Origin of the sequence: Curtobacterium sp. MCBD17_013 (genome assembly GCF_003234565.1) — a bacterium.
Taxonomy (GTDB): Bacteria; Actinomycetota; Actinomycetes; order Actinomycetales; family Microbacteriaceae; genus Curtobacterium.
On record NZ_QKTU01000006.1, the window covers coordinates 19,765 to 31,696 of the forward strand.

13 protein-coding genes are annotated in these 11,932 nt (G+C 73.4%); 8 read left to right on the plus strand and 5 right to left on the minus strand.

The features are described from left to right. Positions 1-224 precede the first annotated feature (224 nt). On the plus strand, positions 225-1,313 hold the full coding sequence (locus tag DEI81_RS08380; RefSeq protein WP_111012065.1) for an acyl-CoA desaturase: 1,089 nt from the start codon (positions 225-227) through the stop codon (positions 1,311-1,313). Positions 1,314-1,325: 12 nt separating this feature from the next. On the opposite strand, the gene DEI81_RS08385 is transcribed toward DEI81_RS08380, so the two are convergent. Next, positions 1,326-1,634: a hypothetical protein gene (locus tag DEI81_RS08385; RefSeq protein ID WP_111010270.1), complete on the minus strand. Its 309-nt coding sequence runs from the start codon at positions 1,632-1,634 to the stop codon at positions 1,326-1,328. 165 nt (positions 1,635-1,799) lie between these two features. On the opposite strand from DEI81_RS08385, the gene DEI81_RS08390 reads away from it, so the two are divergent. Beyond that, complete coding sequence (locus tag DEI81_RS08390) at positions 1,800-2,708, plus strand: ABC transporter ATP-binding protein (RefSeq protein WP_111010271.1); 909 nt, start codon at positions 1,800-1,802, stop codon at positions 2,706-2,708. Then, on the plus strand, positions 2,705-3,574 hold the full coding sequence (locus tag DEI81_RS08395) for an ABC transporter permease subunit (protein ID WP_111010272.1): 870 nt from the start codon (positions 2,705-2,707) through the stop codon (positions 3,572-3,574). The genes DEI81_RS08390 and DEI81_RS08395 overlap by 4 nt, the downstream gene beginning before the upstream one ends. Positions 3,575-3,631: 57 nt before the next feature. Here DEI81_RS08395 and DEI81_RS08400 read toward each other — a convergent pair whose 3' ends face one another. The 3 genes from DEI81_RS08400 to DEI81_RS08410 all read right to left on the minus strand — a co-directional run bounded on the left by DEI81_RS08400 (position 3,632) and on the right by DEI81_RS08410 (position 6,777). Beyond that, a complete protein-coding gene (locus DEI81_RS08400) occupies positions 3,632-4,312 on the minus strand; it encodes a phosphatase PAP2 family protein (RefSeq protein ID WP_111010274.1) in 681 nt (226 codons plus the stop codon). 189 nt (positions 4,313-4,501) lie between these two features. Further along, positions 4,502-5,347 carry a helix-turn-helix transcriptional regulator gene (locus DEI81_RS08405; RefSeq protein ID WP_111010275.1) on the minus strand — a complete coding sequence of 282 codons (846 nt, stop codon included), beginning with the start codon at positions 5,345-5,347 and terminating at the stop codon, positions 4,502-4,504. A gap of 185 nt (positions 5,348-5,532) precedes the next feature. Further along, positions 5,533-6,777 (minus strand): MFS transporter, encoded by a 1,245-nt coding sequence (locus DEI81_RS08410; RefSeq protein ID WP_111010276.1) that lies wholly within the window; start codon positions 6,775-6,777, stop codon positions 5,533-5,535. Positions 6,778-6,928: 151 nt separating this feature from the next. On the opposite strand from DEI81_RS08410, the gene DEI81_RS08415 reads away from it, so the two are divergent. Beyond that, a complete protein-coding gene (locus DEI81_RS08415) occupies positions 6,929-7,729 on the plus strand; it encodes a sugar phosphate isomerase/epimerase (RefSeq protein ID WP_111010277.1) in 801 nt (266 codons plus the stop codon). Between the two features lie 76 nt (positions 7,730-7,805). On the opposite strand, the gene DEI81_RS08420 is transcribed toward DEI81_RS08415, so the two are convergent. After that, on the minus strand, positions 7,806-8,417 hold the full coding sequence (locus tag DEI81_RS08420; RefSeq protein ID WP_111010278.1) for a TetR/AcrR family transcriptional regulator: 612 nt from the start codon (positions 8,415-8,417) through the stop codon (positions 7,806-7,808). Positions 8,418-8,566: 149 nt separating this feature from the next. Between DEI81_RS08420 and DEI81_RS08425 the strand changes: the two genes are divergently transcribed. The 4 genes from DEI81_RS08425 (at position 8,567) to DEI81_RS08440 (ending at position 11,892) form a co-directional block, all read left to right on the plus strand. Next, a complete protein-coding gene (locus tag DEI81_RS08425; protein WP_111010279.1) occupies positions 8,567-8,971 on the plus strand; it encodes an arsenate reductase ArsC in 405 nt (134 codons plus the stop codon). A gap of 137 nt (positions 8,972-9,108) precedes the next feature. Then, a complete protein-coding gene (locus DEI81_RS08430; RefSeq protein WP_111010280.1) occupies positions 9,109-9,420 on the plus strand; it encodes a hypothetical protein in 312 nt (103 codons plus the stop codon). Positions 9,421-9,535: 115 nt separating this feature from the next. After that, positions 9,536-10,159 carry a bifunctional 2-polyprenyl-6-hydroxyphenol methylase/3-demethylubiquinol 3-O-methyltransferase UbiG gene (locus DEI81_RS08435; protein WP_111010281.1) on the plus strand — a complete coding sequence of 208 codons (624 nt, stop codon included), beginning with the start codon at positions 9,536-9,538 and terminating at the stop codon, positions 10,157-10,159. A gap of 164 nt (positions 10,160-10,323) precedes the next feature. Then, on the plus strand, positions 10,324-11,892 hold the full coding sequence (locus DEI81_RS08440) for an alpha/beta hydrolase (protein ID WP_111010282.1): 1,569 nt from the start codon (positions 10,324-10,326) through the stop codon (positions 11,890-11,892). Positions 11,893-11,932 lie beyond the last annotated feature (40 nt).

Sequence of the window (11,932 nt, forward strand, 5' to 3'; positions counted from 1 at the left end):
GCACCGGCCCGCGACACAGCGGGCACCCGGGCTTTCGGGGATGGCAGCGAGGACCGAACGGGGTACGGGCGAGCCAGGCCGACTCAGGGCGCATGGACAGCGAACGCGCATCTCGTCCCCCTACGTTGACGCCAACCTCGCACCCGCGGGGGAACCCGACAGGAGCCGGCCGAAGGGCCGCTCCCCCCACGGAAGCAGTCGCCCTGACGACCACCGATCCGACCGTGCCGCGCATCGTCCGCACGCGTCCCCGCTCCGGCACCACGAGCGGCACGTCCACGTACTCCTCGATCCTCGCCCAGGTCAAGGAGCAAGGCCTCCTCGGCCGCCGCATCGGTTTCTACTGGGCGCTGTTCGGTGCCCTCATCGGGTCGCTCGGGGTCGTGTGGGCCGCGTTCGCGCTCCTCGGCCACTCCTGGTTCCAGCTCATCGTCGCGGCCGCGCTCGGCGTCCTGTTCACCCAGTTCGCGTTCCTGTCGCACGAAGCCGCGCACCGGCAGGTGTTCGCATCGCACAAGTGGAACGACCAGGCGGGCCGGTTGCTCGGGACCTTCCTCGTCGGGCTGAGCTACTCCTGGTGGATGAACAAGCACACCCGGCACCACGGGAACCCGAACACGGTCGGCAAGGACCCGGACATCGCGCCGGACACCATCCGGTTCCGTCCGGAGGACGCCGCCGCGGCGCGCGGTCCGCTCCGCCTGCTCGTGCGGGTCCAGGGGTACGCGTTCTTCCCGCTCCTCACCCTCGAGGGCATCAACCTCCACTGGCTCGCGGTCCGCTCGGTCGTGACCGGTGCCGCGACCAAGGCGGACGCCCGACACCGCTGGATCGAGGGCGGTCTCCTGGCGGCCCGCTTCGGCATCTACCTGACCGTGGTGTTCTGGTTCCTGCCGCTCGGCATGGCGTTCGCGTTCCTCGGGGTGCAGCTCGCGGTGTTCGGCGTGATGATGGGCGCCTCGTTCGCCCCGAACCACAAGGGCATGCCCGTGCTGGCGCACGACGCCCAGGTCGACTTCTTCTCGCGACAGGTGCGGACCTCCCGGAACATCCGCGGCGGCTGGTGGGTGTCGTTCCTCATGGGCGGCCTCAACTACCAGGTCGAGCACCACCTGTTCCCGAGCATGCCGCGGCCGGCGCTCAAGCAGGCCCGTCTGCTCGTCCGCGACCACTGTGCGACGCTCGACGTGCCCTACACCGAGACCACGCTCGTGCGGTCCTACGGCATCGTCGTCCGGTACCTCAACGAGGTCGGCCTCGCCGCGCGCGACCCGTTCGCCTGCCCGCTCGTGGCCGAACTCCGGGTGCGCTGACCGCCCTCGGGTTCACTCCCCGAACAGGATCTCCAGCAGGGCGACCACCACGACGCCCGCGATCGGCACGCCCGCGATGACCAGTCCGGCGCGGACCTGCGTCCGGTGGATCGTCCTCCGACCGCCGGACGCCTCGGCGACCTGGGTCGCGGCGACGAGCTCGGGTGCCGCGGCGGGCGGAACGGGCGGCGGAGCAAGGCGGTCGTCCTCGAACGCCGGGATCTCGATGACGACCTCGGCGGGATCCACCTCCGGCGGCAGATGCGCGAAGCGTCCGACCCCCTCGGGCGCGGGTGCGCGATCTCGCTCGTCCTCGGCCATCGGTCGCTCCCCTCGTCAGCCACAGCGTGCCAGGTCCTCCACACGCGCGTCGAGTGCCGAGTCGATCCACATCCGCGCCGATTGACCCTGCCGGAGTGACCCGTTCCTCCCCTATGGTGAGTGCCACCGCCGCACAGGCGCGGGAGCCAGGGGGAGGGCGACGACGTGATCGACGTTGCAGGACTGACGAAACACTTCGGCGCGACGACGGCCGTGCAGGACCTGACGTTCACGGTGCAACCGGGGCTCGTGACCGGGTTCCTCGGGCCGAACGGCGCGGGCAAGTCGACGACCATGCGGCTCATGCTCGGCCTCGACCGTCCCACCGCGGGCTCCGCCACCATCAACGGCCGTCGCTACGCCGACCACCGCGCGCCCCTGCACGAGGTCGGCGCGCTGCTCGACGCCAAGGCCGTGCACCCGGGGCGGAGCGCGCGAGCACACCTCCGAGCCCTCGCCGCGACGCACGGCATCTCCCAGGCCCGCGTCGACACGGTGATCGGCCTGACCGGGCTCGACAGCGTGGCGGGCAAGCGCGTCGGCGGGTTCTCGCTCGGCATGGGTCAGCGCCTCGGGATCGCGGCTGCGCTGCTCGGTGACCCGGCCGTCGTGATCCTGGACGAGCCGGTCAACGGCCTGGACCCCGACGGCGTGCTCTGGGTCCGCGGCCTCGCCAAGCACCTGGCGTCCGAGGGCCGGACCGTGTTCCTGTCGTCCCACCTCATGAGCGAGATGGCGCAGACGGCGGATCGCATCGTCATCGTCGGCAAGGGTCGGCTCCTCGTCGACGAACCCATGGCGGCCCTGCTCGCGCGGTCCGGGTCGTCCGTCGTCGTCGCCGGCCCGGCGCTCGATCCGCTCACCGAGGCGGTCGCGCGGGGCGGCGGACGCGTCCAGCAGGTCGCCCCGGATCGTTTCGAGATCACCGGGCCCGACGCGGCGTGGATCGGCGAGTTCGCTGCCGAGTACCGACTCGTGCTGCACGAACTCACGCCACGCTCCGCCTCGCTCGAGGAGGCCTACCTCGCGATGACCCGAGACCAGACCGAGTACGTGTCAGGAGGCGCGCGATGAGCGGCGTGGAGACCGGGACGTCCACCGAGCGGGCAGCGTCGACCGCTCCCCGCTCCGGCGTCGCCGCCCGGTTGACCTTCGGCGGTCTGCTCCATGCCGAGTGGATCAAGCTCTGGACGCTCCGGTCGACGTACTGGTGCTTCCTCATCGCGGTCGCGCTGACGGTCGGGTTCGGTTTCCTCGTCGCCGTCGCGATCTCGAGTACCGGGCTCGGCGACACCGGCAGCCGCCCGGGAGCGACCTCGGCGCTCGCGCAGGCAGCGACGGGTGGCACCAGCATCGCGGAGCTCGTGGTCGCGGTGCTCGGCGCCCTGATCGTGACTGGCGAGTACGGCACCGGCATGATCCGTACGACGTTCCTCGCCGCGCCGCGCCGCTTCGACGCCCTCGGCGCCAAGGCGCTCGTGTTCGTCCTCGTCGCGTTCGGGGTCGGGATCGTCGCGGTCGCGATCAGCACCGGGATCGCGATCGCCGTGGTCACCGGCGCGGGCCTCCACCCGGACCTCGGCGAGCCGGGTCTGTGGGGGGCGTTGCTGGGCGGAGCGGGAGCGCTGGCACTCGTGGGTCTGCTCGCCGTCGGGATCGGGATGCTCGTCCGGAACTCGGCCTTCGCGATCACGCTCTCGGTCGGCATCCTGTTCGTGCTCCCGATCATCATGAGCATCCTCAGCGGTGTCACCCAGGCGCATTGGGTGACCGACCTGATCGCCTACCTGCCGAGCCAGGCGGCCTCGACGATGTCGTCGTACGACCCGCACGGCCTCACGTCGTCGCTCGACCCCTGGCAAGCCGCGCTCGTACTCGGGCTCTGGGCCGGGGTGTTCGTCGGTCTCGGCGTGCTCGCCGCCGAGCGCCGAGACGCCTGACCGGAGCTGCCGGGCTGTTCGAGCCGGTCGTCCGGTCGGGCCTCCGCTCCCGCTTCGTCACCGACGCGATGACGCGCGCCCGCTCCGCCGCATGATCGCCCGGCGGATTTCCCCCACGATGACGGCGAACGCGGCCGCGCAGAGCGGTCCCGCCACGACGTCGCTCGGGTAGTGCACCGCCAGGACCACACGCGACACCGCGACCACCCCCACCACCACGACGCCCAGGCCGATGGCGACCCGCCGCGCCACGGGCCGCTCCCGGAGCGTCGGCGCGAGCAAGACCAGCACGCCGATCACGAGCGCGGTCGCCACGGCGGCATGACCGGAGGGGTAGGACCACGTCGACGGGGTCGAGATCGCCGCGACGCCCCGCACGGCTGGACGCGGCCGCTCGACGATGAGCTTGAGCGCCTCGGTCGCCCACCACGGCACGACGGTGAGCGCCAGGGAGGTCAGCACCGCCTCCGACCGGCGCCGGACCGCCCACGTGATCGCGGCGATGACGAGGACGATGACGGTGGCCCCACCCGGGGCGAGGGTGATCCCGATCACCAGCGCGATCGCGTGCGCCCACGGCGGCGCGCCGTCGATCGCGGCCTGGTCCACGGCGAGCTCGGCGGCGTGCCAGTCGGCGTCGTGCGTGATGACGACGCCGACGAGGACGAGCGCGACGAGCACGGCACCCGCGGTGGCGACGCGTGCCCGGCTCGAGGCGGTCCGGGGTCGCGTGTCCATCGGCTCATCCTGGCCGAGCGCGCCCGGGAGCCACCCGGGAGCCCCTCCCCGAGCCGCCCGAGCCCCACGAGCCCCGAGCCACCCGAGGCGGCAGCCGGAACCCGCGACCCACCTTCGAGCGGCAACCGGACTCGCCAGCCATCCGGGAGGCGCGCCCACCGCAGCAGCGGACCTCCGTCCGACGCGGGCTCAGTCGACGAGCGTCTGCGTCCCGAGCACGATCGCGAGGGCGAGCCGCTCGGCGTCCTCGGTGCCGGGCTCGGCCGTGTAGAGCATGATGCGGACGTCGTCGGTGGCCACGACCAGCACGTCGCAGTCGAGCGCGATCGGCCCGACGGTCGGGTGCTGCACGACCTTGCGCTTGACGGTGCCACGGTCCCCGGCGACCGTCTCCGCCTCCCAGAGCTCGACGAACCGTGGACTCCCGGCGGCGAGTTCGGACACGAGGGCCTGCACGGACCGGTCTGCCGGGTAGCGGCTCGCGGTACGACGGAGTTCGGCGACCTGTCCGGCCTGCAGCGCGGCGAGCTCCTCCGGACTGTGCACCACGCGGGTGCCGGGGCCGATCAGGTTGCGCCAGACTGCGTTGCGCTCGATCCCGCGCCAGGTCGAGGTGGGTCCCATGAGCGCGTCGTACGGTGCGTTGGCGACGATGAGCGTCCACGTGGCGTCGTACACGGCGACCGGGGTGGTCGCGAGCCGGTCGAGGAGGCGCTGCACGCTCGCCGAGATCCGGGACGGCACGAGGTCGGGGCCGGGTGCGGCGTGTCCCGCGAGGTCGTACAGGAGGTCGCGGTCGGCGTCGGAGAGCCGCAGGGCTCGGGCGATCGCCTCGACGACCTGCGCCGAGGGCGAGGTCGCCCGCCCCTGTTCGAGCCGGGTCAGGTAGTCGGCGGAGATCCCGGCGAGCGCTGCGAGTTCCTCGCGCCGGAGGCCCACCGCACGTCGGCGGCCGCCCACGGGCACGCCGACGGTCTCGGGCGCGACGCGGTCTCGCCAGCGCCGCACGGTCCGTCCGAACTCCCAGGTCTGCATCCGTCCAGTCTCCGCGACCGGCGCGGCGGTGTCCTGGGTCCACCGGTCCCAGGACGCCGCGGACGACGCCGGCGCCGCAGCCGCCCTCGCACAGCACGACCACGCAGCCGACCGCGGGCAGCACGACGACGCAGCAGCATCCGTCCCCGCGCGCAGCCCGACGACGCAGCCCCGTCCGACCGCACTCAGGCCCGGGCCGCCGCCGCTCCCCTCGGCCCGGCCGTCCGCGGCCGCAGCGCCCCGGAGGCCACGAACGCGGCGACGAACGCGGCCGCCACGAGCCACAGCGCGGTGAGGACGCTCGACCGCTCGGCGAGGAGCCCGATGGCCGGCGGACCGGCGAAGTTCGCGAAGTACCCGATCGACGCGACGACGCTGACCCGCGCGGCGGGGTCCGGGCCGGACTCGGCCGCGGCGGACATGCCGAGCGGGAACCCCATCGACACCCCGACCGCCCAGAGCAGCACCCCGACGAGCGCGATCCACCAGGTCCCGCCGAGGATGAACGCGACCGCGCCGAGCACGCCGAGCGCCGCCGTCACGCGGACGGTCCACACGCGGCCGAACCGGTCGACGAACGGGCCGCCGAGTGCCCGGGTGGCGGCCTCGGTGAGCGCGAACACGGTGAAGAACAGCGCGGCGACCGCTGCGGGTTCGCCGTGGTCGTCCCGGGTGGCGAGGGTGAGCCAGTTGTTCGCAGACCCCTCGCCGAGTTCGACGCCGAGCATGACGACCCCGATGAGCAGGAGCCGCCAGTCGGCCCATCCGCGCAGCCACTCGAGCACCTTGCGGCCGGTGGTCTGGGGCTCCCCCGGCCCCTCGGTCCGGGCGCCGGCCGGGATCGAGCGGGTCAGGACGAGGCCCGCCACGGCGATCGCGACCGCCTCGCCGACGAACTGGACCGACGGTGCGATGCCGAGCGCCGCGCAAGCCGCACCGATCCCGGACCCGAGTGCCGCGCCTCCCGACCATGCCGCGTGCATGAGTGGCAGGAAGGTGCGGCCCATCGCGGCCTCGACAGCCGTGCCCTCGACGTTGATCATGACGTCGAGGGACCCGATCCCGAGCCCGGCCGCGACGAACGCGACGGCGACCAGGGGAACGGACCCGAGGGCGGCGGCGAGGCCGATGACGGCGAGCGCGACGGCGACCAGGAGGATCGTGCTCGCGATCGCACGTCGGCTCCCGAGCGTCCGCAGCAGCGGGGTGGCGAGCAGCAGCCCGGCGACGGACCCGACGGTGACGGCGGCGAGCACGACGCCGATGGTGCCGGTCGTCACGTGGAGCTCCGCGCGGAGCTCCGGCAGGCGCGGTCCCCACGCGGCGAGGGTGATGCCACCGATGCCGAACGCGACGATGATCGCGGTCCGCCATCGGACGAGGACACGGCGGTCGACGACGGCGTCGGCACCGGAACGGGAGTCGGTCACGCTCCGGATCGTAACGGCGCCGCGGGACGCGCCGGGGAAACTACACACCGGAAGGTATTGCGTGTAGCGTCGTCCCGATCCTGTCGACGACGCCGGAGCATCCCACGGCCGCGACGGGTGGACACCCCTGCCAGGACCGAAGGAGTTCCGAATGCCCACCACCTCCGTGCAGCTGTACTCGCTGCGGGACGCCGTCGCGGCCGACCTGGACGCCGCCGTCGCGCGGGTCCGCGAGATCGGCTACGAGCACGTCGAGCCGTACGCGTTCCAGGAGCGCGTCGACGACTACGAGCGCGTGTTCGCCGCGACCGGCCTCACCGCGCCGTCCGGTCACGCCGCCGTGATCGACTCGGAGGCCCCCGAGGCCGTGTTCGAGGCCGCCGTGCGCCTCGGCATCACGACCGTCATCGACCCGTTCATCCCGACGGACCGGTGGCAGACCGCTGACGACGCGAAGCGCCTCGCCGAGCGCGTCAACACGCTCACCGAGCAGGCGGCGGGATCCGGTCTGCGCTTCGGATACCACAACCACCAGTGGGAGTTCACGAACAAGGTCGACGGTCGTCCGATCTACGAGCTGTTCGTCGAGCAGCTCGCCCCTGAGGTCGTCCTCGAGGTCGACACGTTCTGGGCCACCGTCGGCGGTGCCGACGCACCGGCCGTGCTCCGCGGGCTCGGCGACCGCGTCGTCGCGATCCACGTCAAGGACGGCAAGGTGACCGGGGACATCGCCACGGCCCTCCCGTCGAGCGAGAGCGCGCTCGTCGTGCCGGACGCGCTCAAGGCGGCGTTCGAGAACCAGACCCCCGCCGGTCAGGGCGACGTCGACGTCGCCGCGATCCTCGCCGCGGCCCCGCAGGCCCTGCGTGTCGTCGAGTTCGACGCCTACAAGGGCGACGTGTTCGAGGGCATCGCCGAGTCCCTGGCCTGGCTGCGCGAGAACGACCACTGAGCTGAGCTCGACGGCGGGGCCGCACCGGGTGATCCGGCGCGGCCCCGCCCCGTTCCCATCGGCAGCGCCGTCCCGATCAGGCGGCCGGCCCCGGCGGCACGATCGACTCGAGGAGCCGGAGGACCCGCGCGCCGTCGACGGCCTCGGGGTCGAGCAGCCACTGCACCTGCAGCCCGTCGGACGCCGCGATGCTCAGCGAGGCGAGGTCCTGCGGGTCGAGGTCCGCGCGGATCCGCCCGGCCTCCTGGTCGCGTCGGATGAGCTCGGCGAGGTCGTGGCGCAGCGATCGAAAACGCTCGCGCATGAACTCCCGCGTCCCCGGGTGGCCCTCCTGCACCGCGTCGGCCGCGAGTGTCGTGTAGAGCTGCACCAGCCCGGGCACGGACCGGTTGCGGTCGGTGCTCTCGCGCATGTCCCCGATCGCCGAGGTCGGGGGGTCGGCCGCCGAGACGGTGCGGACCTCGTGCTCCCGGTACACGGCGACGAGGAGTTCGTCCCGGGACGAGAAGTAGTGCCGCAGCGCCGCGTGCGAGATGCCGAGCGCGTCCGCCACAGAACGGATCGACGACGCGTCGACCCCCTGCTCGGCGACCATCCGGATCATCTCGTCGAGGATCTGCGCGCGCCGCTCCGCCCCCTTGCGGTACCCGCGCCGTGGGGCGTCCTCGGCGGCTCCAGCGCTGGTCACGCCCCCAACGTAGCGCCAGCCGGGAGGGCCGGGGGCACGTTCCCGAGATCGGCCGCCGGTCGGGTTGCACCGGAGCGACGGGGAGGGCAACCTGCTCACCGTGCCGCACGTCCCGCGGCACGCACCGCCCCACGAGGCCCCGGAGCACGATGACCGACCACCGCCCCACCGTCCTGTTCGTGTGCGTCCACAACGCCGGGCGATCGCAGATGGCCGCGGGCTACCTGCAGCACCTCGCGGGCGACCGCGTGACCGTGCTGTCGGCGGGCAGCGAACCGGCGGACCACATCAACCCCGTCGCCGTCGCGGCCATGGCCGAGGACGGCATCGACATCACCGCCGGTCGGCCGACCGTGCTCGAGACGGACACCGTCCGCGCGTCCGACGTCGTCATCACCATGGGGTGCGGCGACGCGTGCCCGGTGTTCCCCGGCAAGCGCTCCGAGGACTGGGAGCTCACCGATCCCGCGGGCTTGCCGCTGGAGCAGGTGCGGCCCGTCCGTGACGAGATCCGGCGGCGCGTCACGGCGCTCGTCGCGGAGCTCGACGCCTGACCCGTCCGGCGCGATCGACGGCACGGTCGCTTCTGCGGCACGGTCGCTTCTGCAGCCCGACCGCTCCCGCGGCCCTACCGCTTCCATCGGCCCGCGCCTACGCTGTCCTCAGATCGCCCGGAGAGCAGGAGTCGACGATGACCGAACGCAACGCTTCCGACGGCACCCCCGGCAACGTGGTCCGCGGTGAGGTGATCATCCTGCAGCTCGACCCGGCGGAGCTGCTGAGCGAACCCCCGACCGACGCGGAGTTCGTCGGCGTCCTGCTGTCGAGCACCGAGGGGCGGCCGTCGTACTTCGCCGGGCACCGCATCGGCGGCGAGGCCTACGACCGCGTGTCGATGAAGTTCAGCGACCGCGAGCGGGTGTGGGTGAAGGTCGCCGACTCGGGCCCCGACGTGACGTACCGGCTCATCACGGCGAACCAGTACGCGACCGGGCGTCCCTGACGGCTCCGCCCTGCGCGCCCGGGCCCTCGCGCCCGGGCCCCCGCGCGAGGTCGGCCGAGCACGAGTCGCCCACGCACGGCTCGCCCGGGCGCGGCCCGGGGTGCATGATGCCGTCATGACCATCGGCTTCGACCGCGACTCCTGGGACGCCCACTGGCGCGACGCCGACGGCGACGAAGCCGAGGGACCGACCACTCCGACCCCGTACCTGGTGCAGGCGGCGGAGGCCGGGCCTCCCGGCTCCGCGCTCGACGCGGGGTGCGGCACCGGGACGGACGCGGTGTGGCTCGCGCAGCACGGCTGGCACGTGACCGGCGTCGACATCGCGCCGACCGCGCTCGAACGCGCCGCACGGCGCGCAGCCGTGGCGGAGGTCCCCGACGCGGTCAGCTGGGTGGCCGCGGACCTGACCACCTGGGAACCCGAGCGCCGCTTCGACCTGGTGACGACCGCCTACGCGCACGCCACGATCCCGCAGCTCGCGCTCTACGAGCGGATCGGCGGGTGGGTCGCGCCCGGTGGCACGCTGCTCGTCGTCGGGCATCGACACGGGTCGCACCACCGGCACGACGCCGCACCGCCCGAGGAGGCCACGGTCGGTGCCGCCGACGTCGCCGCCCTGTTCGACGGACCCGACTGGCGCGTCGACCGCGCGGAGGAGCCGCGGCGCGAGATCGTGCGCCGCAGCGGCCCGGTCGTGCTCCACGACGTCGTGGTGCGCGCCACGCGCCTGCCCTGACCAGACGGCCCACCCCGAGGGTCCACGCGGAGGGACCCTCGGGGTGAGGCCGTGACGGCCCTCCCCACCGGGTGTGCTGCGGGGACCCTCCACATCCCCGTTCTGGGGAGGACCGCGGCGGACGGCACGACTGGTAGCGTTCCCGGGCCGACGAGGGGGAGCACGTGACCTACTGGACGACTGGGGAGCATCCGGGGACCACCGAACGCCGTACCGGGGGTGTCCTGCTGCTCATCGTGGTGGCGGTGCTCGCCGGGCTGATCGGCGGGGCGATCGCCGCGTTCACGACCGGGCCGGTGATCGCGCACCGGTTGGTCCTCGACGAGTTCACGAAGGCCGTCCACTGGACCGCGTGCGGTCACGACCGCTGCGCCGCCGTGGAGGCCCCGCTCGACTGGGAGGACCCGGGCACGCGCGCGATCCACCTGGCGCTCATCGAGCACCGCGCCACCGGCAAGCGCCTCGGTACGCTGCTCGTCGACCCCGGCGGGCCGGGCGAATCCGGCGTCGACCTCGTCGGGAGCAGCGTCCGGAACGCCGTCACGGCCACGGTCGCTCGGCACTACGACGTCGTCGGGTTCGACCCCCGCGGCGTCGGGTACTCCAGCGCGGTGCACTGCGGTGGCGCCGCCGAGCTCGACCGGTACCTCTACAGCGTCCTCCCCGGCACCATCGGATCGAGCACGTGGCTCGCCGCGGACCGCGAGCGTGCCCGGACGTTCGCCCACGACTGCGCCGAGCACACCGGAGCGCTGCTCGGGCACGTCGACACGGTGAGCGCCGCCCGCGACATGGAGCTCCTCCGCGCCGATCTCGGCACGCGGCGCCTCGACTACCTCGGGTACTCGTACGGCACCGAACTCGGCAGCGTCTACGCGTCCCTCTACCCCCACCACGTCGGCAGGTTCGTGCTCGACGGCGCCGTCGACATCTGGACCCCGACCTCCACCGACGGCGTCGTGGCGCAGGCGAAGGGCTTCGAGGGCGACCTCCGCGCCTGGGCCCGGGCCTGCGTCCGCGGATCGGAGAGCGCCGTCGTCGGCGACGCCACCTGCCCCTTCACGGGCACCGTCGACCACGCGATGAGCCGGATCCGTCACCTGCTGCACGCGGCGGACACGGATCCCCTGACGGCGAGCGACGGTCGGCGGCTCGACGGGGCGACGCTCTCGACCGCGATCGTCAACGACCTGTACAGCACCACGGAGTGGCCCGCCCTGACCACCATGCTCCGCGGCGTCGCGGCCGGCGACCCCGCCAAGGCGTTCCACGCGGCCGACGCCTACAACGGCCGGCGATCGAACGGGAAGTACTGGGACAACGCGACCGAGGCGTTCACCGCGATCGGCTGCCTCGACGGCGGCGCCGACGACGTGACCGCGGACATGCGCCACGAGGCGAAGCAGCTGGCGCACGCGGCACCGACGCTCGGCCGCTACCAGGCGTACGGCGACGTCACCTGCGGGCAGTGGCCGGACGGCATGGTCGCGTCCCCGCCGCCCCCGACACACGGCGGGCAGGACCCCGTGCTCGTCATCGGCTCGACCGGCGACCCCGCGACCCCGTACCACCAGGCGAAGACCCTGGCCGCGCTGTTCCCGTCCGGGCACCTCGTCACCCACGTCGGCGAGGGGCACCTGGCGTACAACTACGGCGACGAGTGCGTCGACGACACGGTGGACGCGTACCTCGTGCAGGGGCTCGTGCCGAGTCGCGATCCGCGGTGCCGCTGAGACGCTGAGACGCTGAGCGGGGGCCCGCCCGCTGGCCTCG

What these genes read in the sequence shown, in the direction of transcription:
- DEI81_RS08395 (WP_111010272.1), top strand. Translation starts at nt 2,705, where the DNA reads ATGAGCGGCGTGGAGACCGGGACGTCCACCGAGCGGGCAGCGTCGACC.
- DEI81_RS08435 (WP_111010281.1), top strand. Translation starts at nt 9,536, where the DNA reads ATGACCATCGGCTTCGACCGCGACTCCTGGGACGCCCACTGGCGCGAC.
- DEI81_RS08405 (WP_111010275.1), bottom strand. Translation starts at nt 5,347, where the DNA reads ATGCAGACCTGGGAGTTCGGACGGACCGTGCGGCGCTGGCGAGACCGC.
- DEI81_RS08430 (WP_111010280.1), top strand. Translation starts at nt 9,109, where the DNA reads ATGACCGAACGCAACGCTTCCGACGGCACCCCCGGCAACGTGGTCCGC.
- DEI81_RS08400 (WP_111010274.1), bottom strand. Translation starts at nt 4,312, where the DNA reads ATGGACACGCGACCCCGGACCGCCTCGAGCCGGGCACGCGTCGCCACC.
- DEI81_RS08385 (WP_111010270.1), bottom strand. Translation starts at nt 1,634, where the DNA reads ATGGCCGAGGACGAGCGAGATCGCGCACCCGCGCCCGAGGGGGTCGGA.
- DEI81_RS08425 (WP_111010279.1), top strand. Translation starts at nt 8,567, where the DNA reads ATGACCGACCACCGCCCCACCGTCCTGTTCGTGTGCGTCCACAACGCC.
- DEI81_RS08415 (WP_111010277.1), top strand. Translation starts at nt 6,929, where the DNA reads ATGCCCACCACCTCCGTGCAGCTGTACTCGCTGCGGGACGCCGTCGCG.